Here is a 25,111-nt window from a genome sequence, read left to right as displayed (position 1 = left end):
GGTCCCATTCCGAACCCGGAAGCTAAGCCCTCCAGCGCCGATGGTACTGCACTCGCTAGGGTGTGGGAGAGTAGGACACCGCCGGACTTTACTTCCAAACGGGCCCCGCAGCAGCGGGGCCCGTTTTGGCATGTTGGGGTCTTTTGAAAAGCTGGCTCGACGGTCCACGTAATTCGGTGGACCGCTGGCTCATGGGGCGCGTCAAATCTGGTGCATGGACGTGCAACGACATCTGGATCCTCGCGAGTTCACGGCTCTCGTCTCGCCGTTCTATCGCGTCGACACCCTTCGGCACACTGTCGCGCTCACTGTCATGACCCGGTTCCTGCCGGTCGAGCGGCCTGACCCACCGATCATGGTCACGATCCACGACGGCGGCCGGCTCGTTGGCGTCGCGCTTCGCACACCTCCGTGGCCGATGATCGGCAGTGGGCTGCCCGCCGATCCCGACCTGCTCGACTCGTTCGTCGCACAGTGGCTCTCGTTTGATCCCGAACTTCCCGCGGTCACCGCGCCTCGGGAGAACGCTGAGGCGCTTGCCGCGGCCTGGGTGCGTGCCACCGGCGGGAGTGTGCGCGAAGTCATGGCCAGCAGGCTCTTCCGGCTCGGTGAGCTTCTGCCGCCGACGACCAGTGGTTCTGCCCGGCAGGCCACCGGGGACGACATCGAGCTGCTGGTCGGGTGGCGAGCGGCCTTCGAGCTGGAGGCGCTCGGGCAGGACCGCGCTCCCGAAGAGGGCCGGGCGGCTGTGCGGCGCATGCTGGAGATCGGCTACGGCGTCGTCATCTGGGAGGACCGTGGCGAACCCGTCTCGTGGGCGGTGGCCAGTGCCCCCATCGACGGCATGTCCCGGGTCGGGCCCGTCTACACACCACGCGAGTACCGGGGCCGCGGCTACGGGTCTGCCGCTTCGGCCGCCGCTTCCCTGTGGGCTCGGACTGCCGGTGCGGACGACGTCGTCCTGTTCGCGGATGTGGCCAACCCCACCACGAACTCCATCTACCAGAAGATCGGCTACCGACCGGTGTACGACTCGACGGAGCTGGAGTTCATCCGACTACCCTCGAACACGTGACACCCCCACGCCTGCTCGTCATCGAGCTCGACGAGCAAGATCCACTCGGGCCGCTCGGTGACTGGCTCACGGCCGCGGGCGCCGAGCTCGACCTGCGCCGGCCTGCCGACCTGCCCGCCGACTTCGACGGGTACGCCGGGTTGGTGTGCCTCGGCGGGCACATGGGCGCCTACGACGACGTCGAGTTCCCGTGGCTCGCCGACGTGCGGCGCCTGCTCTCCGCGGCGACCACCCGGCAGCTGCCGACGCTGGCGATCTGTCTCGGCGCGCAGCTGCTGGCGGTCGCCACCGGCGGGCAGGTCACCAAGGGACCGGACGGGCCCGAGGTGGGGCCGCTGCTCGTCGCGAAGCGGGACGTCGGCTGGCAGGACCCGCTGTTCGCGGACATGCCGTTCATGCCGGACGTGATGCAGTTCCACTCCGACATCGTCGAGCGGCTGCCTGGCAACGCCGCGCTGCTCGCGTCCTCGACGCTGTACCCGCACCAGGCGTTCCGGGTGGGGCGCTGTGCGTACGGGCTGCAGTTCCACATCGAGACCACGACCGAACTGGTGGAGAGCTGGGCGGCGCAGGCACCTGACACGGCCGAGTTCGCGCGGCCAGGCGACCTCGACCACGACCGGCTCGTGCAGGCGCACGCCGACCTGGAGGAGACGTGGCGCCCGTTCGCCGCGCTGTTCGTGAAGGTCGCCGCCGGTGAGCTCGCGCCGGCCACCACCCCGCTCCCGCTGATCCAGCACTGAGCCATGCCTGACCCCGTCCGCTCCCACGTCTCCATCGCCCGTTACGGGCTCACTGACGACCGGGCCCGCGAGTTCCTGCAGGCCGCCGGCTGGTGGGGTGCCGACGCGCCGGTGTCCGAGTTCGAGCCGACGCTCGTCGCGTTGTCCCGCGCGCCCGACCCGGACCTTGCGTTGCGTGCCGTCGACCGCATGCGCACCACCGACGACGCCAACTGGTCGGGGCTCAACCAGGCGCTGGCCACCGATCGGGGGCTGCGGGCGCGGCTGCTGTCGGTGCTCGGGGCGTCCAGCGCGCTCGGCGACTTCGTCGTCGCCCGTGGTGGGGAGTGGCGCAGGCTGCTGACCGACCGGCAGACCGAGCCCGTCGACTACCCGGACCGGCTGCTCGCCGCCGTCCAGGACAGTGACCAGCCGGTCCGCGACCTGCGTGCCGCCTACCGGGGGCTGTTGCTGGAGATCGCCGCGGCCGACCTGGCGCACATCGTCGAGCCGGATCTGCCGGCGCTCGAGTACGCGCAGGCGACGGCTCGTCTCACCTACCTTGCCGAGGCGGCTGTCCGTGCCGCGCTGGCCGTCGCCCAGGCCGAGGTGGGGGCGGCAGGCGAGAGGTGTCAGCTGGCGGTCATCGCGATGGGCAAGACCGGCGGGCGCGAGCTGAACTACGTCTCGGACGTCGATGTCCTGTTCGTCGCCGACGGCGACCTCGACGTCGCGACCCGGCTCGCCAGCACGACGATGCGGGTCGCGACCAACGCGTGTTTCGAGGTCGACGCGGCGCTGCGGCCGGAGGGCAAGGCCGGGCCGCTGGTCCGCAACCTCGACAGCCACGTCAGCTACTACAGGCGCTGGGCCCGCACCTGGGAGTTCCAGGCGTTGCTCAAGGCGCGTCCCATCGCCGGTGACGCGACGCTTGGCCAGAGTTACCTCGACGCCGTGCGTCCGATGGTGTGGACGGCGGCCGACCGGGACAACTTCGTCGACGACGTGCGTGCCATGCGCCGCCGTGTCGAGAGCCACGTGCCTGCCGACCTGCTCGACCGGGAGCTGAAGCTCGGTCGGGGCGGTCTGCGGGACGTCGAGTTCGCCGTGCAGCTGTTGCAGCTCGTGCACGGCCGCAACGACGAGGCGCTGCGGCTCGGGTCGACCGTGGACGCGCTCGCCATGCTCGGCGACCGGGGTTACGTCGGCCGCACCGACGCCGCCGAGATGGGGGAGAGCTACCGGTTCCTGCGGATGCTCGAGCACCGGCTGCAGCTTCAGCGGTTGCGCCGAACCCATCTCTTCCCGGCCGACGAGGAGGCCGACGACCTGCGTTGGCTCGCCCGTGCCGCCGGTATCAAGCCCGCGCGTGGCAAGCCGGAGTCGCAGGTTCTGATCGAGGACTTCCGCAGGCACCTGCGGCGTATCCGCAGGCTGCACGAGAAGCTGTTCTACCGGCCGCTGCTCGAGGCCGTCGCGCGGGTGTCGACGGAGGCGTTGCGGCTGACCGCGAAGCAGGCCGAGGCGCGGCTGGCCGCGCTCGGCTATGCGGCGCCCGACGGGGTCCTGCGGCACATCGAGGCGCTCACGGCCGGGGTGTCGCGGCGCGCGGCGATCCAGAGCGCGTTACTGCCCGCGCTGCTGGACATGTTCGCCAACACCCCCGACCCGGACGGTGGTCTGCTCGCGTACCGGAAGGTGTCGGAGGCACTCGCCACCACGCCGTGGTACCTGCGGGTGCTGCGGGACGAGCCCGCCGTCGTGGAGCGGCTCGCCCGGCTGCTGGGTACGTCGAAGCTGGTGCCGGAGCTGATGGTCCGCGCGCCCGAGGTGTTGCAGCTGCTCGGGGACCAGGACAAGCTGGCGGGCCGGGACCCGGACGAGGCGGCGCGGTCGCTGCGGCAGGCGGTGAACCGGCACGGCTACCTGCCCAACGCGGTCACCGCGGCGCGGTCGTTCCGTCGGCACGAGCTGCTGCGGATCGCGGCCGCGGACCTGTTGGGGTTCATGGACACGCCCGCGGTGTGCCGCGCGTTGTCGACGGTGTGGTCGGCGGTGCTGCAGGCGACGCTCGCGGCCGTCGACCGTGCCGAGGCAGTCGCCGCCGGAACGCGGTACGCGACGATCGCGGTCATCGGGCTTGGTCGGCTCGGGGGTGCCGAGCTCGGCTACGGCTCGGACGCGGACGTGCTGTTCGTGTGCGAGCCGACCGACGGCGCGTCCGAGGAGCAGGCGGTGAAGTACGCGTCGCACGTCGCGCAGACGGTGCGGCGGCTGTTGTCGTCGCCGAGCCAGGACCCGCCGCTGCACGTGGACGTGGACCTGCGACCGGAGGGGCGGCAGGGCGCGATCGTGCGGACGCTCGGCTCCTACCGCGCCTACTACGGGCAGTGGTCGCAGGTGTGGGAGGCGCAGGCGTTGCTGCGGGCCTGTCCGATCGCGGGTGACGAGGAGCTGGGTGCGCGGTTCGTCGAGATGATCGACCCCATCCGGTATCCGGCGAACGGGTTGAGTGCGGCCGAGATCCGTGAGGTGCGGCGCATCAAGGCGCGGGTGGACAACGAGCGGTTGCCGCGTGGCGCCGATCCCGCCACCCACACGAAGCTCGGTCGGGGTGGTCTCGCCGACATCGAGTGGACGCTGCAGCTGCTGCAACTGCGGTACGCGCACGAGTACCCGGCGCTGCGCACGACGTCCACGGTGCGTGGTCTGGCGGTGGCCACCGAGGCGGGTCTGGTCGACGCGGATGCCGCGGCGGCGTTGCGGGAGTCGTGGTTGCTGGCCACGCGGGTCCGCAACGCGGCGACGCTGGTGCGGGGCAAGGCGACCGACCAGCCGCCGTCGTCGGGGCGGGAGCTGGCGGCGGTCGCGGCGGTCATCCAGGACGTGGAGGGCGATCCCGGGGAGTTCGTCGACTCGTACCGGCGCACGTTGCGTCGTGCGAGGACTGTGGTGGAGCGGCTTTTCTACGAGGACTGAGGGGGATCGACAGTGGCGTTCAGTACGAGGATCGAGGTGCGCGGGTACGAGCTCGACGCGCTGGGGCATGTGAACCACGCGGTGTACCACCTGTACGCGGAGGTGGCGCGTACCAAGGCGTTCGTGGCGGCCGGTTGTGACCTGGACCTGCTCACGCAGCGGCGGACGGCCCCGGTGCTGCTGACCACGACGGTGAACTTCCGCCGGGAGCTGCGGGCCGGTGACGAGGTCGACGTGTCGTGTGCGGCGAAGTTCGGCGACGGCAAGACGTTCACGCTCGAGCAGATGCTCACCAAGATGGACGGGACGCTGTCCGCGGAGGTGTACTGCGTGCTGGGGATGATGGATCTGGAGGCGCGGCGGCTGCATGCCGACCCGAGGGCCGTGTTGGAGTCGGGTGGTTTCGACCTCGCGAAGATGAACGGCTGAGCGGTGGAGGGAATCCGTGCCGCCATCGCGACGGCGTGTCACCGGCTCGCTCGCGAGGGTTTGGTGGTCGGCACCGCGGGCAACATCAGTGTCCGGCGCGGCGATCTGGTGGCGTTGACGGCGACCGGTGTGACGCTCGCGGACGCGACTGTCGCGGACGTGACCGTCGTGGACCTGGCGGGCGAGGTCGTGGCGGGTGGTTTGCGCCCGACGTCCGAGGCGGAGCTGCATCTCGGTGTTCACCGCCGGTTCGGTGACGGCGCGATCGTCCACACCCACGCCCCGGCGTCGACGGCGTTCGCGTGCGTGTTCGACGAGTTGCCGGTGATCCACTACCAGCTGCTGGAGGTGGGTGGGGCGGTGCCGGTGGTGCCGTTCATCCCGTTCGGGACTCCCGAGCTGGCGGCCGCGGTGGTGGCTGCCATGGCGGACAGGCAGGCCGTGCTGTTGGCGAACCACGGGGCGGTTACGCGGGGTGCGACGCTCGCGGAGGCGATGGAGCGGACGTTCGTCGTGGAGTGGGCGTGCACGCTGTATGAGAAGGCGTCCGTTCTGGGTACGCCGAAGGTGTTGGGGGACGGTCAGCAGCGGGCGGTGCGGGACGTGATGGCGGCGCTGCGGTACGGCAGGCCCCAGCCTCATGGAGACGGCCCCGCCAGTCGCTGACTGACGGGGCCGTTGTCTGCGGGGGACTTACACGTCGTAGTAGAGGGCGAACTCGTAGGGGTGGGGGCGCAGGCGCAGCGGGTCGATCTCGTTCTCGCGCTTGAAGGTGATCCAGGTGTCGATCACGTCCGGCGTGAAGACGCCGCCTTCGAGCAGGAACTCGTGGTCCGCTTCGAGGCTGTTCAGCACCGCGTCCAGTGACGCGGGCACGGTCGCGACGTCCTTGGCCTCCTCGGGCGGCAGCTCGTAGAGGTCCTTGTCGATGGGCGTCGGCGGCTCGATCTTGTTCTTGATGCCGTCGAGGCCGGCCATCACCATCGCGGAGAACGCGAGGTAGGGGTTGCCGGAGGAGTCGGGGCAGCGGAACTCGATGCGCTTGGCCTTGGGGTTGGCGCCGGTGATCGGGATTCGCACGCAGGCGGACCGGTTGCGCTGGGAGTACACCAGGTTGACCGGCGCCTCGAAGCCCGGCACGAGCCGGTGGTAGGAGTTGACGGTCGGGTTGGTGAACGCCAGCAGGCTCGGGGCGTGGTGCAGCAGGCCGCCGATGTAGTGGCGTGCCGTGTCGGACAGGCCCGCGTAGCCGGACTGGTCGTAGAACAGCGGCTCGCCGTTCTTCCACAGCGACTGGTGGCAGTGCATGCCGGAGCCGTTGTCACCGAAGAGCGGCTTCGGCATGAAGGTCGCGGTCTTGCCGTTCTCCCACGAGGTGTTCTTGACGATGTACTTGAACAGCTGCAGGTCGTCGGCCGCGTGCAGGAGCGAGTTGAACTTGTAGTTGATCTCGGCCTGGCCCGCGGTGCCCACCTCGTGGTGTGCGCGCTCGACGGTGAAGCCCGACCCGATCAGGTTCAGGGTGATCTCGTCGCGCAGGTCACCGTAGTGGTCGGTCGGCGCGACCGGGAAGTAGCCGCTCTTGTACCGCGTCTTGTAGCCGCGGTTGCCGCCCTCCTCGTCGGCGCCGGAGTTCCACCAGCCCTCGATCGAGTCGATCTCGTGGAAGGACCCGTTCTCCGCGCTGTCGAACCGGACCGAGTCGAACACGTAGAACTCGGCCTCGGCGCCGAAGTACGCGGTGTCGGCGATGCCGGACTCGGACAGGTACTGCTCGGCCTTGCGGGCGATGTTGCGCGGGTCGCGGCTGTAGGCCTCGCGGGTCAGCGGGTCGTGGACGAAGAAGTTGAGGATGAGCGTGTTCTCGACCCGGAAGGGGTCGACACGTGCGGTCGCCAGGTCAGGCAGCAGGAGCATGTCCGACTCGTGGATCTCCTGGAAACCACGCACCGACGAGCCGTCGAACGCGAGACCCTCATCGATCGTGTCCGCACCGAAGGACTGCACCGGTACCGTGAAGTGCTGCATGATGCCCGGCAGGTCGCAGAACCGGACGTCGATGAACTTGATCTCCTCGTCCGAGATGTACTTCAAGACCTCGTCGGAATTTTTGAACACGCTCGTAGGCTCCTTACCTCTGCTTCGCCGGGGCGCTCGCGGTCAAGCTATGAGTGGGGTGTTGCCCGACCATCACCTTAATGTTTCGGCGATGTTAACGACGCCGAGAATGCGCGAGCCGCTGTTGAGCATGCCAGCTGAATGGCGTATGAGCACAGGGTTCTACCCTGGACAGGTGAGTAGGACGACGGGTTCGTGGCTGTCCGGCGGGGTCGGCGGGTCTGGGGACGCGGCCCAGGAGTGGCCGGGTCAGCGGCTCGGCCTGCCCGAACGGGGGCCGGGCTCGCTCGCCGGCCGGGGCGCCAGGTTCGGCGCGCTGCTCATCGACCTGGTGGTGGCGTCGCTGGTGACCAGCGTGTTCGTGCGGATCGACGTCCAGGCGCCCGAGCAGATGCGGAACTTCAACTACGTCGCGTTGCTGGTGTGGTTCGTGATCACCGTGGTGATGGTGGGGCTGTTCGGGTTCACCGTCGGCAAGCTGCTGCTGGGTATGCGGGTCGTTCGGCTCGACGGCAAGCCGATGGTCAACGTGCTGCGTGCGATTCCTCGGACGTTGTTGGTCGGACTGATCCTGCCTGCCGCGTTCTCCGACGCCGATGGCCGTGGCCTGCACGAAAGGGTCACCGGAACGGGTGTCGTACGTACCCGTTAGGTCGCTGACTGCGCGTAAGCATCCTGTTTACGATGTGCCTTCGAACGGCCCAGATCCACGCTGCCCGAGGAGCCGGACATGCCTGGCCGCCAACATGGGCACGGAATAGCGCTTGCCCTGGCCGCGCTCGGCCTCGGCGCGGCGGTCGCGTCGACCGTCCTCACCCAGAGGGCTGACGCCTGGCACTACTCGGCGTACAACCCGGTTCCGTTGGACATCGCGGTGGCCGTGTTCTTCTCCGCGATGGGCGTCCTGGTGATCTGGCACAGGCCGGGCAACGTGCTCGGCTGGATGATGTTGGTGATCGCCGCGTGGGACGGACTCGCGCTGTTACTGACGGTCCTGACCGGATCATTCTCCTCGCCGTCCGCGCCGGGGGTCGGCGCGCTGATGTGGACGCAGTCGTGGCTGTGGGCGCCGCCGATCTGGGCGATCTCCACGTTCCTGCCGATGATCTATCCGGACGGTCGCCTGCCGAACCGGCGCTGGTGGTGGGCGGTGGGGTTCACGGCCGCTGGTATAGCCGTCTACTGCGTGGGGTTGGCGTTCGAGGACGCGGACTTCGTCGGCCGCTACACGGTGTCCAACCCGCTCGCCCGGCCGTCGCTGGCCGCGCCGCTGCTGACCGTCGGCGAGTACATGCTGCTGGTGGCGACGGCGCTGGCGTTCGCCGGGCTGGTCGCGCGCTGGCTGCGTGCGACCGGTGCGCGCAGGCGGCGGATCTCCCTGCTGTTGCTGGCTGTCGCGTTCGGCACGGTGCAGGCGGCGGTGCGTGACAGCATCTCCGGTGGGCTGCCGCCGGTGCTCGACCGGGGGCTCGAGGTGCTGGCGTTCGTGTTGGTGCCGCTGGCGATCGCGGTCGCGGTGACCCGGGATCGCCTGTACGACCTGGACTCGGCGGTGCGGCGCGCGATCGTCGGTGTCGCGGTGACGGGCACGGTGCTCGCCTGCTACCTCGGTGGGCACGCGGTGCTCGTCGCCCTGCTGCCGTCGCTGGAGCCGGGTTCGGTGCTGGCGGCAGGGCTGGCCGGGGCGCTGCTGTTCCCGCTGACGTTGATGATGGTCCGGCGGGTGCGGGCCACGGTGTGGGGTCGCCGGGTGGACGTCGTGGAGCTGGCGGTCGGCCTCGGCAACCGGATGCGCAACCAGCTGGACGCGACGGAAGTGCCTGCCGCGGTGTGCGAGCAGGTGGTCCGTTCGCTGCGGCTGCGGATGGCCAGGGTCGACCTGTCGACGGAGTCAGAGCCGAGGCGACTGGCGCAGGTCGGGTCGATGGACCGGTCAGGTGGCGCGGACCCGTCCACGTTCGAGCTGCGGCACCGGGGTGTGGTGGTCGGGCAGCTGACCGTGCTGCCGCCGGACGGCCACTGCTACCTCGACGACACCATGGCGCAAGCGCTTGCGTCCCTGGCTGACCAGGTGGCGCCGGTGCTCGCGGCCCTGCGGCTGGACGAGGAACTGCTGCGCTCACGCGAGCAGGTGGTGACGGCCCGCGAGGAGGAGCGGTCGCGCCTGTCGCGGGAGCTGCACGACAACGTGGGCCCGACCCTGGCGGGCACCCGGCTGCAGCTCGAGTCGGTTCGCGGCGCGCTGCCCCCGGACTTCGCAGGCGTCGCGTTGCTGGACCGGGCGGTCAAGGGCCTCGACGAGGCGCTGCGCACCCTGCGACGCGTGGTCCACGGCCTGCGGCCACCGGAGCTGGACGCGCTCGGTCTGTCGGGGGCGCTGAAGGAGCTGGCGGTGTTCCTGTCCGGCCCGTCGCTGCGGGTGGAGACGGTACTGCCGTCGAACCTGGTGATGCTGTCCAAACGGGTCGAGGTCGCGGCGTACCGGATCGTCGCAGAGGCCCTGACCAACGTGGTCAGGCACGCCAGGGCCACCCACGCGGAGATCACGGTCAACGTCGACGACGGCTGCCTGCTGGTGTCGGTGTCGGACGACGGCGTCGGCGTGCCCGCGGACGCCGGCAACCACGGCATGGGCATGCGGTTCATGGCCCAGCGAGCCCGCGAGATCGAGGGCACGTTCTCCTACCGCAGCGACACCACCGGCACGGCCGTGCAGGCGGTGCTCCCGCTGCTCAGACCAGCCGGTCGAGGCTGACCTCGACGGGGAACGGCGTCTTGGTCGTGAAGGTCCCGGTCGCGGTCTGGTCGTCCACGTACCCGAACTCCTCGGTCAACTGACACGCTGTGAGCGAGATCGGCTCGTCGATGTCGACGATCCAGTAGGTCGGGATACCCGCGTCGGCGTAGTCCATCCGCTTGTGCACATGATCCATGCGCTTCGAACTCGGCGAGACGATCTCCACCGCGAGCAACACCTCGGATGCCGCGACCAGGCCCCCCTCGGCCGCGAGCCGGTCGCCGAGTTCTCGCCGTACGACCATGAGGTCGGGGCGACGGCTGGATCCGGGTTCGTCGGGCGAGGCCAGCTCGAGATCGACGTCGAGCTCCAACACCACTTCCAGGTCCTGCGGAGTCTGCTCGATCAGCTGCGTGCACAGTCGCACCATGGCGCGGCTGTGCCGGTACGCAGGACTTGGTGACATCAACAGACGGCCCTCAACGAGTTCGGCGTAGCCGTGCTCGGTCTCGCCGAGTGCGGCGTACTCCCCAATGGTCAGCAGGTGGACGGAGTCCGCCTCTAAGTCGTCCAACGGCTGTGCGGTCATGGCGTTCTCCTTCCTGGTCGCTCACCACGTTCTCACGGGGCACCGACAATTCTGTCCCAGCTGGTCAGCGACGGCGAATCGTGCGCTGGACGTTGCGCATCTTCGCGCCTGCGGGCATCGGGCCCTTCGGCAGCTGGGCGCCGCGGGCCGCGAGGGCCGACAGGCGCTTCTCGATCGTGTCGATCTGGGCCGGCTTCAGGTTGTTCGGCAGCTTCATGATCGACTGCTGGAGCCTGCGCAGCGGGACCTGGTTCTCCTCGTTGCCCACGATGAAGTCGTAGATCGGGGTGTCGCCGATGACCCGGGACACGCGCTTCTTCTCCTGCGCGAGTAGCGCCTTCACGCGGTGCGGCGCGCCCTCCGCGACCAGCACGACACCCGGGCGGCCCAGTACCCGGTGCACGGCGTCCAGCTGCGTGGTGCCCGCGACCGTGGGCGTCACCCGCCAGCGGCCACGCATGTTCTCCAGCGCCCACGCCGCCGCGCCCGGCTGTCCGTCGGCCTTCGTGTAGACGTTCTTCTGCACCCGCCGCCCGAACAGGATCACGGCCGCGAGCAGGCCGAACGCGATGCCGACCGGCAGCAGGAACCACTGGAGACCCCAGATGAAGCCCAGTCCGAACAGCACGCCAGCCACGACGAGGAAGGCGCCCAGCATGATCGGGATGAGGGCCTTGTCCTCCTTGCGTTGCATGTTGAACGCCTGGAAGATCTGCTTTCGCTTGGCCTTGGACGCTTCCTTCCGAGCCTTCTTCGCCTCGGCGGCCGCCGCTTTGTCCACCTTCTGAGCCATAACTACAGGATACGGGGCGCGTCTGGACCCCGACTCGCCGCTCCGCGTGCGTGGTCTCGTGTCCACCGCACGATCCGGATGTCGATCTGTAAGGATGCCCCGCATGGGTGCCTTAGCGATCGCCGGTTCGGACGTCGCCGGACTCGACCCGGAACAGCTGACCGCCATTCAGGCACCCCGGGGACCGGTCTGTGTGCTGGCCGGCGCGGGCACCGGCAAGACCCGCACGATCGTCCACCGCATCTCCCACCTGATCCACTCCGGACACGTCGCAGCTGGTCAGGTGCTCGCGGTCACGTTCACCGCCCGCGCGGCGGGCGAGATGCGGACCCGGCTGCGCGCGCTCGGCATCCACGGCGCCCAGGCCCGCACGTTCCACGCCGCGGCCCTGCGGCAGCTGCGGTACTTCTGGCCCCGCGTCGTCGGCGGGCAGCAGTGGGACCTGCTCGAGGGCAAGCTGCGGCTGGTCAGTCAGGCCGCGCACAAGGCGGGCGCCGGCTCCGAAACCGAGGTGCTGCGTGACCTCGCCGCCGAGATCGAGTGGGCCAAGGCCTCGCTCGTCACTCCCGACGACTACGTGGCCGAGGCGACCCGGCTGCGCCGCCAGCCACCCGTGCCCGCCGAGCAGTTCGTGTCGGTCTACCAGCTGTACGAGTCGATCAAGACCCGTGCCAGCCAGCTCGACTTCGACGACCTGCTCCTGCACACCGCCGCGGCGCTCGAGGAGCACCCGCTGGTCGCCGACGAGTTCCGCGACCGCTACCGCTGCTTCGTCGTCGACGAGTACCAGGACGTCACCCCGCTGCAGCAGCGCGTCCTCGATGCGTGGCTGGGGGAGCGTGACGACCTGACCGTCGTCGGCGACGCCAACCAGACCATCTACTCCTTCACCGGCGCGTCCGCGCGTCCGCTGCTCGGCTTCGCGCGCCGCTTCCCGCACGCGACGATCGTGCGTCTGGAACGGGACTACCGCTCCACCCCGCAGGTCGTGTCGCTCGCCAACCGGGTCATCGGCGCCGCCCGCGACCGGCCGGCCGGGTCGCGGCTCAACCTCGTCGGGCAGCGCAGGCCGGGCCCGGAGCCGGCGTTCGCCGAGCACGAGGACGAGGCCGCGGAGGCCGCCGCCGTGGCGCGCAGGATCTCCGAGCTGCTCGACGCGGGGACTCCCGCCAGCGAGATCGCCGTCCTCTATCGGGTGAACGCCCAGTCGGAGTCCTACGAGCAGGCGCTGTCCGAGCTGGACATCCCGTACCTGGTGCGCGGCGGCGAGCGGTTCTTCAACCGCGTCGAGGTCCGCCAGGCCATGGCCGCGCTGCGCACCGCGGGTGCGCGGAAACCGACGGGTGATCTGCCCATGCTCGTCCGCGAGCTGCTCACCCCGCTCGGCCTGACCGAGGAGCCGCCCTCGGGTGGCGCGGTCCGCGAGCGCTGGGAGTCGTTGCTCGCGCTGGTCGAACTGGCCGAGGAGCTGGCGGCGACCGTCGAGGGCGCCGACCTCGCGCAGTACGTCGTCGAGCTGGACATGCGGGCCCGCGCACAGCACCCGCCGACCGTCGAGGGCGTCACCCTCGCGTCGCTGCACGCGGCCAAGGGACTCGAGTGGGACGCGGTGTTCCTCGTCGGCCTGGTCGAAGGCACCGTGCCGATCCTGCACGCCGAGGGCAACGACGCCGCCATCGAGGAGGAGCGTCGCCTTCTGTATGTCGGGGTCACCCGCGCGCGGCAGTTCCTGTCCCTCTCCTGGGCGATAGCGCGTTCGGAGAGCAACCGCCGGCCTCGTCGCCGCAGCCGGTTCCTCTATGGCCTGATCCCCGAGGACCACCCGACCTCGCGTCTGACCCGTGCCCGGCAGCAGGCCGGTGTCGCGCCTGCCCAGTGCAGGAGCTGCGGCAGCCAGCTCGTCGGCGCGGTCGCGACCAAGCTCGGCCGCTGCTCGTCCTGCCCCGCCGACATCGACGAGGAGCTGCTCGGGCGGCTCAAGGACTGGCGCGCCAAGCGTGCGCGGGGGCTCAAAGTGCCTGCGTACGTGGTGTTCACCGACGCCACGCTGACCGCCATCGCCGAGCAGCGGCCCACCGACACCGCGGCGCTCGTGTCCATCGCGGGCATCGGCGCGAGCAAGCTCGAGAAGTTCGGGTCGGAGGTGCTCGCGCTCCTCGCCGGGCGTGCTCCGACGGGTGATGAGTAACGGATTCTGAAGAAGTCCCGAAAAACCTGTTGCAGAGACCTGACCGGGCCTAATAGCCTGCAGTAGCCGGGCAGGGAAGCGCCCGAGGATCCAGGACAGTGGGGAGGTGGCCATCGTGAGGAACTTGACTCTGATCAAGTGCGCCCTGGGCCGCCACATGTCCTACGCCACCGGTATGCCCACGTTCGTGTGGGGTCACCGACCGGTCATCGTCGAGCGTAAGCGGTTCGTCACGGAACTGCCGGCCGCCCGTATCCAGAACCAGACGACAGATCTCTCCATATATGCGTCCGCTCCACCTCATGAGCGAGGGGCTTGACCGAAAGGTCAGGACCCACACGGCTCACGAAGGCCGCGGACCCGGAAACGGATCCGCGGCCTTCGTGTTTTTTCAGGTAACCGCGACAAGTGAAGAAACCACCAAGGAGTACATCACCATGAGTACCGCGACTGTCCCACTCTCGGGTGGGGCACCACCGGACCTGCTCGGCGTGAGTGAGCTGTTCGACGCGGCCCAGACGGCCGGGCTCGACCTGCCCTGCCGCTCGGGCGACAACCCTGACCTGTGGTTCGCCGACACCCCGGCCGACCTCGAGCAGGCGAAGGGACTGTGCGTGGACTGCCCGGTCCGCGCGGAGTGCCTGGCCGGCGCGCAGGCGCGGCAGGAGCCGTGGGGCGTGTGGGGCGGCGAGATCTTCGAGCGCGGGGTCGTGATCGCCCGCAAGCGGCCGCGTGGCCGTCCGCGCAAGGAGGACGTGGCCCGTGAGGCCGCCGAGCGTGCGGCACGTGCGCAGGAGGCGGCGGCATGAACCCGCAACGAGTCGACCAGCCGATGAACCATCTCGACCTCGTGGTCCCGAAAGGATCCAAGACAATGTTGCTCTACGAAAATCTTGCACGAGAACGAATGCGTGAGGCGGAACAGGACGCTGCCGAGCAGCGCCTGGGCCGCCGGTTGAACTCGGCCAAGCGCTGGCAAAGGCTTTCGGCATGGGCGGCCAGACGCGCCAAGCGCGCTCAGGACCTCCTCTAGTTCAACCAGCACCGAACACTGACCGTCCGCCCCCGGACCTCGGTCCGGCGGCGGGCGGTCGGCTGTCTGTTTAGGTGGTTTTCTCCCCTGGAACGTCCCAGAAACATCATCGTCACCGAAGAACGCGCCCACGGTCGTATCGTCTCGGGTTGGTTCGAAGCCCGAGGCAGCTCCGAACGGGGCGGGAATGACACGAGACGACACAGCTCGAGACGTGACAACCGCCGGTCGCCGGCGCGCGAGGAAACGCACCGCGGGGGTCGGCCGCACCGGCGCCCGCTTCCCCTCGGCGCAGGTCCTGGAAAACACCCGACCCGACGACGTCGAAGATCCATCCGACGGGCACCCCGACCAGGCGGCACCCGCGCCCGGCATCCCGTCCAGCCAGATACCGGACCAGCAGTCCGCCTCCGCCCTGTCGTCCGTCGGCGACTGGCCACCCATCACCGACCCGCACCCACCCGGCGCCTGGAGTGCGGCCGACCACTCAGCCGACGCGCACCGCCCGCCACCCTTCGACTGGACAGCCCCGCGTCGCGTGCCGACCCATGACGGCTTCCCCGGTCCGGCCTCCACCCACGAGACAACGGGCGCCGGCTACGCACCCAGGCATGCATCCAGGCATGCATCCACCGCGGATCACCCACCCGCCACCAGCGGCGGCTCACCGGAAGGTCGCAGCTTGGCCGCGGCCGGCAGACCCGCTGCCGTCGACCGGACCGTGGCCGCCGACCACGGCTCCACCGCTGGTCACCCGCCTGCCGACAGCCGAGCCTCCCAGGCGACAGCCCGAAGGACCTCGGGCAGACACGCGGCCCCCGACGCCCCATCGGGCACAAACCGGCCCTCGGCCGTCCGCCACGGCTTCGTCGCCGAAGCGTCCAGCGACACGTCGACCACGGGACATGCCTCCGCGACCGGACGTGGCGCCAATGTCGTTGCTGCCTCCTCTGGTGGTGTCGGCCTGGCCGCCGTCGGCGGCACGGGTGTTGACGCCTCCGCTCCGCGCGGGACGGAGGACCCCCTCGTCGGTGACGGGGTCGTCGATGACGGTGACGACGCCGGGCCCATCGGGGCTCGGTTCGGCCCTTACTCGGGCCGCAAACCCAAGCGGACCAGGGAGTCTGACACCGGCAGCACACCCGTCGTCGTCGACGAGTGGGTTGCCGTGCCGGACGGGGAGCCCACACCTGAGCAGTCCGCCGAGCGCACCGCGCAGCTGATCATGCCGTGGGCCGGGGCACTGGTTCGGCCCTACGCACACACCGGTGGGCGCACGCGGTCCAGCCACGACCTCGCCATCGAGGCACTCGTGTCCACCAGCGGGCCGTCCGTCGACGTCGTGATCGACGAGGTGCTCACCACCCACCACCGACGCATGATTGTCGACATGTGCCTGCGGCCGCGGTCCGTCGCCGAGGTCGCCGCCCTGTTGGCGGTGCCGCTCGGGGTCGCGCGCGTGCTCCTTGGGGACCTCGCCGTCGCCGGCGTGGTCGTCGTGCACCCGACCGTGGGTTCCACCGGGGACGGTGCACCCAACCTCGAGTTCATGCGGCGCGTGCTCGTCGGGTTGCGCAGGCTGTGACAGCGGTCGTCGTGTGACCTCGTCGTCGCACGCGTCCTTTTTGGGACGCGAGCGCACAGCCCTTCCCGCTAACGTCGCGCGCATGGCGCACACGCACACCCACGACAACATCGACTGGCCGACCCGGCTCGCCGCGCTGCGACGGGCCGACGACCTCGACGCCGAGTCCAACCGGCACGTCGCCGACCGCCTCGTCCGGCTCCTCGGCGCCACTGCCGCGCCGGTCGTCGTCGACATCGGGTCCGGCGGTGGCGGCATGAGTGCCGCGTTCGCCGGTGCGCTCGCCGCGCACGGTGGTGGCCGGGTCGTGCTCAGTGACGCGGTCGTCGAACTGCTCGACGCCGCCACCACGCACGTTCGCGCCGTGGCCGACGGGACACCGGTGGTCGTCGAGTCCGTTCAGGCGGACGCGTCCAGCGACAACCTGGCGGACCAGTTGCCCCAGGCCGACCTGGTATGGGCGTCACGCGTGGTGCATCACCTCCCTGACCAGCAGAAAGCCATCGACGGGTTGGCGCGGATGCTCGCGCCGGGCGGTTGGCTGGCGTTGTCCGAGGGCGGGCTCGCCACCCGGTGCCTGCCGTGGGACCTCGGGATCGGTGAACCAGGCCTTGGCAACCGGCTGACCGCGGCACGCGACCGCTGGTTCGTCGGCATGCGAGCGGAGATGCCCGGCACGCGGTCGCTGCCCGTCGGCTGGAACAAGGCGCTCGAAGCGGCCGGACTCAGTGGCGTGTGCTCCTTCAGCTACGTCGTCGACCACCCGGCACCCGCCTCCGAGGAGGTCCGGCAGTCCGTGGTGGACTGGATGGCCTGGGTGGCGAAGGTCGGCGAGGACCTGCTCTCCGAGAGCGACAGGGCGACCGTGGCCCGGCTCGTCGATCCCCACGACGACGCCTACGTCGGTGGGCGGGACGACGTGTTCATCCTCGGCGCCTCGACTGTCTACCTTGGACAGAACGCTCGCTGACGTAGGCTTGCGCGTCATGGTCGACGAGCCCGAACCGGCGCCCGTGCTCTGCGTGCGATGTGGTCGGTCCCGCGCCGAGGCGACACCAGTCGAGGCGCTCACGTGGGTGATGACCCACGACGAACGCGGTCGCAGCCTGCTGTGTCCGGCGTGTGCCCGCACCCACGTGCGTGACATCGAGGGGAAGCTTCCTGACGAGTACTGGTGAGTCATGTGCATGCTCCGATCAGCTCGCGCGGCGGTGTGCGCCCGCCGCGCCTTTCGCGTAGGCCGCCAACAGTTCGTCCATGACGGCGGAGTGGTTGGTGTACAGGCGTTCCGGGTCCGTGCGCACCAGCGTCACGCCGGCGGTCGCCCAGGCCCTCGGGTCGTGGTGGCGGGCCTGGGGACCCACGTCCCACGCCAGTGAGACGGCGGGCCACCACGCGTCCGGGACGCCGAGCAGCATCCCTGTGTCGTCGTGGACCGGGACATGCCACCGGGGTGGCGGCAGTGCTGTCGTGCGCAGTGCGCGTTTGGCCAGCGCGTCCGTCACCGGGGTGACCTCGTCGGGGTTGGCAAGGTCCTCTGTCAGGAGGGCGCGGACGGCCGCCGATCCGCGTTGGCTGCCCGCGTCGAGCTCGGCCCGCAGCGACGGCACCGTGCACGGGCCGACCGCCGCTGTCAGCAAAGCCTGTTGGTACTCGTGGTCGGCCGCTCGCCTGGCCGCGTCCAAGGTGGCGCGGGTCAGCGGCGCGTACGGGAGGTCGGCCAGCACCACCGGTGCCGGCGGCCGGGTCGTGCGTTCGACCGCCAGGTAGGACGTGCTCGCCAGGCGTCTGCGTGCGGGTACCAGCAACAGCACGTCCGGTGGCAGCGGCACGTCCACGCCGTGGGCGCGCATCGCGTCGATGCCCGAGATCACCGACTCCGGGCCCGCGTAGGCGATCGCCGCACGTAACCGCTGACGGCGGGTCGGGCGGCCGCAGGCCATCAGCACGACACCGCGCAGGAGACGTTGCCACGGCCCGGACGGTCGGCAGCGCACGGCGATCGCGTGGTTGGTCAGTCCGTGTGCCCGCAGCTCGGCGATCGTGATGACCTTGTCCGCGGGGGAGAGGTTGGAGTGCATGCCTGGGTCGTCGGCGTGCGGGCGTGGGGACTGAAGAGGTGGGGGCGGGGTGGGGATGGAGTGTGCGAGCGAATGGGACTTTCGTGCGGAGGGTCAGTCCGCGAAGCCCGGCTGCCAGCGGATGATCAGCTCACGCACGGGCAGCTCCGCTTCCAGCTGGCACAGGATTCCCGTCGACCCGCCGAGCACCCTGTGCAGCAGCAGGTACTGCGGCGGCAGGTTGAGCGAGCGACCGGTGCGGAAGTCCTGGCCGCGCATGTTGCTCACCCGCATCGCCTGCTTCTGCATCCACCGCCGCGTGAAGTGGAACGTCTCGGACTCCAGCGGCTCCACGAACGGCGCCAGGTACGCGTACACGTGCTCGGCCTCGGGCTGCTGGCGTGAGTCCGCCCGGATGAACTGCTCGTCGCGCAGCAGGTCGAGCAGCTCACACGACCTGCCCTCCAGCGCGAGCCGCATCATCCGGCCGTGCGCCGCGGGCAGCCCGTCCGGCAGCTGTGCCACCGCGCCGAAGTCGATCACACACAGCCGCCCGTCGGCGGTCAGCATGAAGTTGCCGGGATGCGGGTCGGAGTGCAGCAGACCGACCCGAGCGGGCGACGAGTAGTGGAACTCGGCGAGCAGGAACCCCGCCCGGTCACGCTCCGCCCGTTCCCCGTCGCGGATGACCGACGACAGCGGCTTGCCGTCGACCCACTCCGTGACCAGGACCTTGGGTGCGCTCGCCACCACCTTCGGCACGATGACGTGCGGGTCGCCGTCGAACGCCTTCGCGAACGCCCGCTGGTTGCGTGCCTCGGACCGGTAGTCGAGCTCCTCGCTCATCCGGTCCGTCAGCTCCTGCAACAGCGGCTTGACCTCCGTGCCCGGCACCAACGCCTGGAACAGGCGACTAAAACGTTGCAATTGCCGCAAATCAGACATCAGTGCCTGGTCTGCGCCTGGGTACTGGACCTTCACCGCCACCGCGCGGCCGTCGTGCCACACGGCCCTGTGGACCTGGCCGATGCTCGCGGCAGCCGAGGGCGTGTCCTCGAACGAGGCGAACCGCTCGGTCCACTTGCGGCCGAGCTGTTCGGCCAGCACGCGGTGCGTGGTCTGGCTGCTCATCGGCGGCGCTGCCGCCTGGAGCTTGGTGAGGGCCTCCCGGTAGGGCTCGGCCATGTCGTTGGGGATCGCCGCCTCGAACACGGACAGTGCCTGGCCGAACTTCATCGCGCCGCCCTTGAGCGTGCCGAGCACCGCGAAGAGCTGCTCGGCCGTCCTGGCGGACAACTCGGCACTCACCTGGTCCGCATCCTGCCCGACCAGGCGTTTTCCCCAGCCGCCGACCGCTCGGCCGGCTACTCCGAGCGGGATGCTGGCGAGCCGCGCCGTGCGTGCGGCCGTTTTACGAGGCATCTCCGTCACGACGTGATTGTCTCAACTACGTGGCATCGTCCGCAGCAACTTTGGGGCAGACCTCATGTTCGTCCTCCGCATGCGCCTGCGCCGCCCCGCAGGCGCAGTCCACGTGCGGTGGCCAGCCACGCTGCATCACGGTCGCGTCGCGCAGGTCGAGCTCGACGGTCGCGTCGCAGGTCACCGGCGCCATCCTGCCGCCGTGGAGCCAGTTGGCCGCGTCCAGCGCCTGGGCGACCGCGAACGCGGCGGTCGCGTGGGTGCCGGCGAGATCGGTCATCTGCGTCTGTCCCGCGAGCTGTGCGGCGATGTGGGGCCAGCACTCGTCGCGTTCGCTGCGGAACAGGTCCGCGCAGCGCAGGCAGCTCGTGTCACCCGGCACCACGAACGGGCCGACGATGCCGAACGTGTCCCTGGTGCGGACCAGCAGGTGCGGGATGCCCGAGGACATCAGCGCGTCGACGTCCTGCGGTCTCGGCACCAGCGCGTCGGTGAGTACCACCAGGTCAGGGGTGTGCGCCGGGCCGAACTGGGCGGCACGCACGTTCGGGTTCGCCCTGCGGACCGCCCGCCGCGCGGCCACCAGCCGGGGCAGGCCGATCTCGTCCGGCCGGTAGCCGGTGCCCGTGTCCTCCGGCTGGACCGTGCCCGTCGCGGACACGTGGACCCAGCCGACGCCGGCACCCGCGAGCAGCCCGGCGACCGTCACGGCCAATCGCCCGTCCCCCCGAACGGCTATCGCGATGCAAGACCGCTCAATCGGGTGATCTTTGGTGTGAAGTGTGTCGATCGCGGTCGTCCACGCCTCGCCCGGATGGCCGGTCTGCGGCGTACCTTCCTCGAGAAACCCCTGGTGGAGGAGGATCTCGAGCAGTTCGACCAACCCGGCCCGCTCGGACGGCGCCACGCTGCGCAACAGCTCGCACATCGTGTGGTGACCGGTCAGCCGCTTGGCCGCCGCCATCGTCTCGTCCGACACGTCCCTGACCACCACCGCGTGCCTCGGATCGAGGCCAATCTGCAGCTCACCGGGCTTGCGACGCAGTACGGGCAGGCCCGCGACCACGCGCGGCCGGGCCGGCAGGTGTTTCGTCATGTGGACAGAGTCGCCCAAGATCGGCCGGCGACGAAATCGTTATCCACAGGCTTGCGCAGGTACCGAAGGCCATGTCGGGGAAGCCACTCCGAATTGTCGGTGCGGAGTCGTAACGTGGCAGCCGTGGTCGAATCCAGAGTCGAGGTGCGGCGCAGCAAGCGCCGCACGCGCACCGTGACCGCGTATCGCGATGGCGACACGTTGGTCGTGTTGATCCCTGCCCGGCTGTCGAAGGCCGAGGAGGCGCATTGGGTCGCCGAGATGCAGCGCAAGCTGCTGAAGGGCGAGCCGCGGAAGCTGCCGTCGGTGAAGCCGTCGGACGAGACGCTGTTACGTCGTTGCGCGGAGCTCTCGACCAGGTACCTGCGTGGTCGAGCCGTGCCCAGGAGCGTGCGATGGGTGCCCCCGATGCGGACGCGGTGGGCGTCCTGCACGCCGGCCGACGGGACGATCCGGGTCAGCGAGCACCTGAAGTCCGTGCCCGCCTGGGTGCTCGACTACGTGCTCGTGCACGAGCTGGCGCACCTGCTGGTGGCCTCGCACAACGCGAAGTTCTGGGAGCTGGTTCAGGAGTACCCGAAGACCGACCGGGCCATCGGCTACCTGGAGGGGCTGTCGGCCGCCGCGGGGCTGGGGATGGTGACCGAGGACTGAGCCCTGCTCGGTACGCGGGGTCTCGTGGGGTGTGGTGCGGGTTGCGGATGCGGTGAACGAGCCCCCGAAAGGGGCCGGATGGGCCTGAAGGGTCCGTCGGTGCGGTGGTTGGGCTTCCGACGGACCCTCCGGGCCTTGTTCCGTCAGTCCTGCTTGCCGGGGTCCTCCGGGGTCTGGTCCTCCCTGGCCTCGGCGTCCTCCCTGGTCTTGGCCTCGCGCTCCAGGGCGGCGATCGGGTCGTCTTCCAGGGCGGGCTTGCGGCCGATGCGGTCGGCGAAGTCCATCGGGTCGTCCAGGTCCTCCGCGGTGGGGACCAGGTCGGGGTGTGCCCAGATGCCGTCGCGGGCCTCCAGGCCGTGCTTGTCGCCCACCAGGCGCCACAGGGCCGCTGCCGCGCGAAGCCGCCTCGGGCGCAGCTCCAGGCCGACCAGGGTGGCGAAGGTCTGTTCCGCCGGGCCGCCGCTCGCACGCCTGCGCCGGAGGGTCTCGCGGAGCGCGTCCGCGCCGGGCAGGCGCTCGGTCACCGCGTCGCCGACCACCACGTCCACCCAGCCCTCCACCAGCGCGAGCAGGGTCTCCAGCCTGTTCAGGGCCGCTTTCTGCTCCGGGGTGGTCTGGGGCTCCAGCATGCCGGAGCGCATGGCCTCCTCGATCGACTGCGGGTTCGCCGGGTCGATCTGGGTCGCCAGCTGCTCCAGCGCGGAGGTGTCGACGCGGATGCCGCTCGCGAACTCCTCAACGGTCGCGAGCAGCCGCTGACGCAGCCACGGGACGTGCGTGAACAGGCGCTGGTGCGCGGCCTCCCTGGCGGCCAGGAACACCATCACCTCGCTGTTCGGACGCTCCAGCCCCTTCGTGAACTCCTCGATGTTCGCGCCGAGCAGAGCGGCCGTCGCCGGTGGGCCCAGCGGCAGGCCGATGTCGGTGGAGGTCAGCACCTCCGACGCCAGCTGCGCGAGCGCGTTGCCCAGCTGCGAACCGAACGCCATCCCACCCATCTGGCCGACCATCGACAGCAGCGGGCCTGCGGCCTGCTTCGCCTCCGCGGGCAGGGCTTCCACCCACGCACCCGCCACGCGGCGGGCCACGGGGTCGCACAGCCGCTGCCACGTCGGCAGCGTGTTCTCCACCCAGTCACGCGGGGTCCACGACTTCACCGTGGTCGCACCCGCCGGGAGGGTCGTTGCCGGGTCGAGCCACATCTCGGCCAGGTGCACCGCGTCGGTCACCGCGCCCTGGTACTCCGTCGACGTGGTGAAACCGATTTCGCCGGAGGTCAGGCGCTGCATGGCGATCTGCTTCGCCAGGTCGTAGTTCACCGGCCCGGACGAGGACGAGCTGCCTGCCTGGCTGAGCATCTGGCCGAGCTGGCTGAGCATCTGGCCGAGCTGGTTGAACGCCTCCTGCGGGTTCTCCTCGCCGGAAGGCTCCTTCTTGCCACGGTCGTCCGGGTTCGGCGGCCCGAAGCCAAACGGAAACTCGGTCATAGGTCCACGGTACGCGGGTGCGCCACGCCAGTAACGCGCGGTGATTCGCTTGTGGAGAACAGGCCGTACGCTGTCATCTCGTGAGTGACTCTCCGCGCCCCCAGGTCGAGGAACCCCGGACGATCGGTTACGAACCGGGCACGGACCGACCGCGCGGGCTGACCCGCCGCGGCTGGACCATGGTGACCAGCTTCGTGGTGGTGGCGGTGCTCGCGCTCGTCGGCGGCTTCATCAAGGTGCCGTACGTGTCGCTCGGCCCCGGCCCGACCTACAACACGCTCGGCAGTGTCGAGGGACAGGTCGTCGTCGAGGTCGACGGCGCCAAGACCTACAAGACGTCCGGCCAGCTGCGGATGACCACCGTGTCGATCAACGACGAGGTCACGCTGTTCGACGCGCTCGGCAAGTGGGTCAGCGGCCGCTACGCGCTCGCACCGCGCGAGGAGTACTTCGGTCCCGGCCAGACGCAGGAGGACCTGGAGCGCGAGAACACCAAGATGTTCCAGGACTCGCAGAGCTCCGCCGAGACCGCGGCGCTGCGTTACCTCGACAAGCCGGTCAAGGTCATCGCGCAGGAGATCACCCGCAAGGCCCCCGTGGACAACATCATCCAGCCGGGTGACCGCCTCTGGGAGGTCAACGGGCGTCCGATCGCCGTGCAGGAGGACGTGCGCGAGGCGCTGACCGGCACCAAGCCGGGGCAGACCGTGAAGGTCACGTTCCAGCACGGGAACGAGGCGAAGAAGACCGTCGACATCAAGCTCGGCAAGGCGAGCGACTACGGCAGCGACGACCGGGCAGAAGGCTTCCTCGGCCTCGCGCCCGCCGATCGCGCGGACGTCGACTTCGAGGTCACCATCCACCTCGAGGACGTCGGCGGTCCGTCGGCCGGCCTGATCTTCGCGCTGGCGATCGTCGACTCGCTCACCCCCGGCGAGATGGAGGACGGCCGCACCATCGCGGGCACCGGCGCCATCGACGTGAAGGGCAACGTGCAGCCCATCGGCGGCATCCCGTTCAAGCTGATCGCCGCGAAGGAGGACGGTGCCACCACGTTCCTGGTGCCGTCGGAGAACTGCGCGGAGGCCAAGTCCAACGCCCCCGACGGCATGGACCTCGTGAAGATCGACACCCTCGCGGGTGCGGTCAAGGCCCTCGACGACATCGACGCGGGCCGCACCCCGCCCCACTGCTGAGTTGTCCACAGCGGGGGCGGTTGTCCACAGCCACGATCCACAACGCCGTCCACCCGTCCCACCTCGATAGACTGGCTGTACCTGGTCTTCAGGGTGGTTGGTCTGCGAGTGCGCGGTGGCGGCGTCGAATGTCGACGCAATCGAACCAGGGGCAAGCGCGGCGGTGAGACACGAGAGCCTCCAGTTGGCGTGGGTCCCGGACATGCCACGCCCAACTGGAGGCTCTCCCGTGTCACCATCTACCAACCCTGCGAGGGGTGGGGCGTTACCACTTGAGGGGCGAGTATTCGCAGTTCAGAGGTGTTGGGTGCCACGGCGGCGTCTTAGGCTTCAGCGGAGCGTGGTCAGCAGGGCGTCGGTCAGGTTCGGGGCCAGCTCGGGGTGTTCGACCACCTCGTCCGGGCCGTCCACACCCCGGATGCGCAGCACGCAGGCCGCCGTTCCGTCGCGTAGCACCGCGGCCACCAGCCGGGCCTCGCGCCGCTGGGGATGTTCGGCGGCGATTCGTTGTAGTACGTCCTCGTCGCCCGAGTCCTCGCCTGCCGGGAGTGTGTCCTCCACCTCGGGCGGCAGGACGACGATCTCCTGGGCGACGGCGCAGCCCTGCACCGCCTCCGGCCACATGATGCCGGCCAACGCCTCCGCGAGGTCGTCGTTCGGCAGGGCGTCCTGGGCGACCGGGGTCAGCGGGGAACCCGCGTCGACCTGCGTGGCGAGGTCGGGCTGGGCCTGCACCAGCTCGTCGGTCGCGACGAGGGCGAACAGCTGCGGGGGTTGGTCCCAACCGGCGGTCGACACGAAGTCCTCGACTTCGCGGGCTGCGGCGGACAGGTGCTGGGCATGGCTCGCGGACATGGATGCCATCCTCACCTATTCTCGCGTTCGACTATTTCGACCTACCCGAACGGGAACCTGACAGGCTCGGAATAGAGTTGGACATCTAGGACA

The 25,111-nt window shown here is 70.0% G+C and carries 23 protein-coding genes and 1 rRNA gene; 16 read left to right on the top strand and 8 right to left on the bottom strand.

What is annotated here, in order from left to right; translation table 11 throughout:
- From rrf to CLV71_RS46580, 6 genes are all read left to right on the top strand, one after another.
- Positions 1 to 87 (top strand): 5S ribosomal RNA (gene rrf, locus CLV71_RS46605); the annotation flags it as partial.
- Between the two features lie 226 nt (positions 88 to 313).
- Positions 314 to 1,075, top strand: a complete 762-nt coding sequence (locus CLV71_RS46600) for a GNAT family N-acetyltransferase (protein ID WP_166664544.1) — start codon at positions 314 to 316, stop codon at positions 1,073 to 1,075.
- On the top strand, positions 1,072 to 1,818 hold the full coding sequence (locus tag CLV71_RS46595; protein ID WP_133909407.1) for a type 1 glutamine amidotransferase: 747 nt from the start codon (positions 1,072 to 1,074) through the stop codon (positions 1,816 to 1,818). Before CLV71_RS46600 ends, CLV71_RS46595 begins: the two co-directional genes overlap by 4 nt.
- Before the next feature lie 3 nt (positions 1,819 to 1,821).
- Complete coding sequence (locus tag CLV71_RS46590) at positions 1,822 to 4,776, top strand: bifunctional [glutamine synthetase] adenylyltransferase/[glutamine synthetase]-adenylyl-L-tyrosine phosphorylase (RefSeq protein ID WP_133909406.1); 2,955 nt, start codon at positions 1,822 to 1,824, stop codon at positions 4,774 to 4,776.
- Between the two features lie 12 nt (positions 4,777 to 4,788).
- The gene (locus CLV71_RS46585) at positions 4,789 to 5,205 is read left to right on the top strand and encodes an acyl-CoA thioesterase (protein ID WP_133909405.1); all 417 of its coding nucleotides are present in this window, start codon (positions 4,789 to 4,791) and stop codon (positions 5,203 to 5,205) included.
- A 3-nt stretch (positions 5,206 to 5,208) separates the two neighbouring features.
- Positions 5,209 to 5,871, top strand: coding sequence for a class II aldolase/adducin family protein (locus CLV71_RS46580; RefSeq protein ID WP_133909404.1), 663 nt, complete (start codon positions 5,209 to 5,211; stop codon positions 5,869 to 5,871).
- Between the two features lie 27 nt (positions 5,872 to 5,898).
- Here CLV71_RS46580 and glnA read toward each other — a convergent pair whose 3' ends face one another.
- Positions 5,899 to 7,323 (bottom strand): type I glutamate--ammonia ligase, encoded by a 1,425-nt coding sequence (gene glnA, locus CLV71_RS46575; protein WP_133909403.1) that lies wholly within the window; start codon positions 7,321 to 7,323, stop codon positions 5,899 to 5,901.
- 175 nt (positions 7,324 to 7,498) lie between these two features.
- Between glnA and CLV71_RS46570 the strand changes: the two genes are divergently transcribed.
- Both CLV71_RS46570 and CLV71_RS46565 read left to right on the top strand, forming a co-directional pair.
- A complete protein-coding gene (locus tag CLV71_RS46570) occupies positions 7,499 to 7,975 on the top strand; it encodes an RDD family protein (protein WP_133909402.1) in 477 nt (158 codons plus the stop codon).
- A 78-nt stretch (positions 7,976 to 8,053) separates the two neighbouring features.
- Positions 8,054 to 10,078, top strand: coding sequence for a sensor histidine kinase (locus tag CLV71_RS46565; RefSeq protein ID WP_133909401.1), 2,025 nt, complete (start codon positions 8,054 to 8,056; stop codon positions 10,076 to 10,078).
- Here CLV71_RS46565 and CLV71_RS46560 read toward each other — a convergent pair.
- A complete protein-coding gene (locus CLV71_RS46560; protein ID WP_133909400.1) occupies positions 10,056 to 10,649 on the bottom strand; it encodes a Uma2 family endonuclease in 594 nt (197 codons plus the stop codon). The two genes, CLV71_RS46565 and CLV71_RS46560, sit on opposite strands and share 23 nt — an antisense overlap.
- A gap of 64 nt (positions 10,650 to 10,713) precedes the next feature.
- A complete protein-coding gene (locus tag CLV71_RS46555; RefSeq protein ID WP_133909399.1) occupies positions 10,714 to 11,442 on the bottom strand; it encodes a DUF4191 domain-containing protein in 729 nt (242 codons plus the stop codon).
- A gap of 103 nt (positions 11,443 to 11,545) precedes the next feature.
- Here CLV71_RS46555 and CLV71_RS46550 point away from each other — a divergent pair, with 103 nt between their 5' ends.
- The 6 genes from CLV71_RS46550 (at position 11,546) to CLV71_RS46525 (ending at position 17,426) form a co-directional block, all read left to right on the top strand.
- On the top strand, positions 11,546 to 13,630 hold the full coding sequence (locus CLV71_RS46550) for an ATP-dependent DNA helicase UvrD2 (RefSeq protein WP_208298067.1): 2,085 nt from the start codon (positions 11,546 to 11,548) through the stop codon (positions 13,628 to 13,630).
- A gap of 437 nt (positions 13,631 to 14,067) precedes the next feature.
- Entirely contained in the window at positions 14,068 to 14,439 is a 372-nt protein-coding gene (locus tag CLV71_RS46545) for a WhiB family transcriptional regulator (RefSeq protein WP_133909397.1), read from the top strand.
- Positions 14,436 to 14,663 (top strand): hypothetical protein, encoded by a 228-nt coding sequence (locus CLV71_RS46540; RefSeq protein ID WP_133909396.1) that lies wholly within the window; start codon positions 14,436 to 14,438, stop codon positions 14,661 to 14,663. Before CLV71_RS46545 ends, CLV71_RS46540 begins: the two co-directional genes overlap by 4 nt.
- A 214-nt stretch (positions 14,664 to 14,877) precedes the next feature.
- On the top strand, positions 14,878 to 16,248 hold the full coding sequence (locus tag CLV71_RS49980) for a DUF742 domain-containing protein (RefSeq protein WP_243867527.1): 1,371 nt from the start codon (positions 14,878 to 14,880) through the stop codon (positions 16,246 to 16,248).
- 82 nt (positions 16,249 to 16,330) lie between these two features.
- Complete coding sequence (locus CLV71_RS46530) at positions 16,331 to 17,218, top strand: class I SAM-dependent methyltransferase (RefSeq protein WP_133909395.1); 888 nt, start codon at positions 16,331 to 16,333, stop codon at positions 17,216 to 17,218.
- A 16-nt stretch (positions 17,219 to 17,234) separates the two neighbouring features.
- A complete protein-coding gene (locus CLV71_RS46525) occupies positions 17,235 to 17,426 on the top strand; it encodes a hypothetical protein (protein ID WP_133909394.1) in 192 nt (63 codons plus the stop codon).
- Between the two features lie 18 nt (positions 17,427 to 17,444).
- Here CLV71_RS46525 and CLV71_RS46520 read toward each other — a convergent pair whose 3' ends face one another.
- The 3 genes from CLV71_RS46520 to CLV71_RS49975 all read right to left on the bottom strand — a co-directional run bounded on the left by CLV71_RS46520 (position 17,445) and on the right by CLV71_RS49975 (position 20,826).
- The gene (locus CLV71_RS46520; RefSeq protein ID WP_133909393.1) at positions 17,445 to 18,329 is read right to left on the bottom strand and encodes a hypothetical protein; all 885 of its coding nucleotides are present in this window, start codon (positions 18,327 to 18,329) and stop codon (positions 17,445 to 17,447) included.
- A 93-nt stretch (positions 18,330 to 18,422) separates the two neighbouring features.
- Positions 18,423 to 19,730 (bottom strand): ABC1 kinase family protein, encoded by a 1,308-nt coding sequence (locus CLV71_RS46515; RefSeq protein WP_133909412.1) that lies wholly within the window; start codon positions 19,728 to 19,730, stop codon positions 18,423 to 18,425.
- Between the two features lie 25 nt (positions 19,731 to 19,755).
- Positions 19,756 to 20,826, bottom strand: a complete 1,071-nt coding sequence (locus CLV71_RS49975) for a ThiF family adenylyltransferase (protein WP_133909392.1) — start codon at positions 20,824 to 20,826, stop codon at positions 19,756 to 19,758.
- 144 nt (positions 20,827 to 20,970) lie between these two features.
- Between CLV71_RS49975 and CLV71_RS49970 the strand changes: the two genes are divergently transcribed.
- Positions 20,971 to 21,480: a M48 metallopeptidase family protein gene (locus CLV71_RS49970; RefSeq protein WP_166664545.1), complete on the top strand. Its 510-nt coding sequence runs from the start codon at positions 20,971 to 20,973 to the stop codon at positions 21,478 to 21,480.
- Positions 21,481 to 21,623: 143 nt separating this feature from the next.
- On the opposite strand, the gene CLV71_RS46500 is transcribed toward CLV71_RS49970, so the two are convergent.
- On the bottom strand, positions 21,624 to 22,967 hold the full coding sequence (locus CLV71_RS46500; protein WP_133909390.1) for a zinc-dependent metalloprotease: 1,344 nt from the start codon (positions 22,965 to 22,967) through the stop codon (positions 21,624 to 21,626).
- 80 nt (positions 22,968 to 23,047) lie between these two features.
- On the opposite strand from CLV71_RS46500, the gene CLV71_RS46495 reads away from it, so the two are divergent.
- Positions 23,048 to 24,163, top strand: a complete 1,116-nt coding sequence (locus tag CLV71_RS46495; protein ID WP_243867524.1) for a YlbL family protein — start codon at positions 23,048 to 23,050, stop codon at positions 24,161 to 24,163.
- 330 nt (positions 24,164 to 24,493) lie between these two features.
- Here the strand turns inward: CLV71_RS46495 and CLV71_RS46490 are convergent, their stop codons facing one another.
- Positions 24,494 to 25,027: a PPA1309 family protein gene (locus tag CLV71_RS46490; protein ID WP_133909389.1), complete on the bottom strand. Its 534-nt coding sequence runs from the start codon at positions 25,025 to 25,027 to the stop codon at positions 24,494 to 24,496.
- Positions 25,028 to 25,111 lie beyond the last annotated feature (84 nt).

It is taken from the genome of Actinophytocola oryzae, from assembly GCF_004364325.1.
In the GTDB taxonomy this organism is placed as follows: Bacteria; Actinomycetota; Actinomycetes; order Mycobacteriales; family Pseudonocardiaceae; genus Actinophytocola; species Actinophytocola oryzae.
This window is presented reverse-complemented; position numbering and strand designations above follow the sequence as displayed.

What these genes read in the sequence shown, in the direction of transcription:
- CLV71_RS46600 (WP_166664544.1), top strand. Translation starts at nt 314, where the DNA reads ATGACCCGGTTCCTGCCGGTCGAGCGGCCTGACCCACCGATCATGGTC.
- CLV71_RS46590 (WP_133909406.1), top strand. Translation starts at nt 1,822, where the DNA reads ATGCCTGACCCCGTCCGCTCCCACGTCTCCATCGCCCGTTACGGGCTC.
- CLV71_RS46565 (WP_133909401.1), top strand. Translation starts at nt 8,054, where the DNA reads ATGCCTGGCCGCCAACATGGGCACGGAATAGCGCTTGCCCTGGCCGCG.
- CLV71_RS46560 (WP_133909400.1), bottom strand. Translation starts at nt 10,649, where the DNA reads ATGACCGCACAGCCGTTGGACGACTTAGAGGCGGACTCCGTCCACCTG.
- CLV71_RS46555 (WP_133909399.1), bottom strand. Translation starts at nt 11,442, where the DNA reads ATGGCTCAGAAGGTGGACAAAGCGGCGGCCGCCGAGGCGAAGAAGGCT.
- CLV71_RS46550 (WP_208298067.1), top strand. Translation starts at nt 11,546, where the DNA reads ATGGGTGCCTTAGCGATCGCCGGTTCGGACGTCGCCGGACTCGACCCG.
- CLV71_RS46545 (WP_133909397.1), top strand. Translation starts at nt 14,068, where the DNA reads ATGAGTACCGCGACTGTCCCACTCTCGGGTGGGGCACCACCGGACCTG.
- CLV71_RS46540 (WP_133909396.1), top strand. Translation starts at nt 14,436, where the DNA reads ATGAACCCGCAACGAGTCGACCAGCCGATGAACCATCTCGACCTCGTG.
- CLV71_RS46530 (WP_133909395.1), top strand. Translation starts at nt 16,331, where the DNA reads ATGGCGCACACGCACACCCACGACAACATCGACTGGCCGACCCGGCTC.
- CLV71_RS46525 (WP_133909394.1), top strand. Translation starts at nt 17,235, where the DNA reads ATGGTCGACGAGCCCGAACCGGCGCCCGTGCTCTGCGTGCGATGTGGT.
- CLV71_RS46520 (WP_133909393.1), bottom strand. Translation starts at nt 18,329, where the DNA reads ATGCACTCCAACCTCTCCCCCGCGGACAAGGTCATCACGATCGCCGAG.
- CLV71_RS46515 (WP_133909412.1), bottom strand. Translation starts at nt 19,730, where the DNA reads ATGCCTCGTAAAACGGCCGCACGCACGGCGCGGCTCGCCAGCATCCCG.
- CLV71_RS49975 (WP_133909392.1), bottom strand. Translation starts at nt 20,826, where the DNA reads ATGACGAAACACCTGCCGGCCCGGCCGCGCGTGGTCGCGGGCCTGCCC.
- CLV71_RS46500 (WP_133909390.1), bottom strand. Translation starts at nt 22,967, where the DNA reads ATGACCGAGTTTCCGTTTGGCTTCGGGCCGCCGAACCCGGACGACCGT.
- CLV71_RS46490 (WP_133909389.1), bottom strand. Translation starts at nt 25,027, where the DNA reads ATGGCATCCATGTCCGCGAGCCATGCCCAGCACCTGTCCGCCGCAGCC.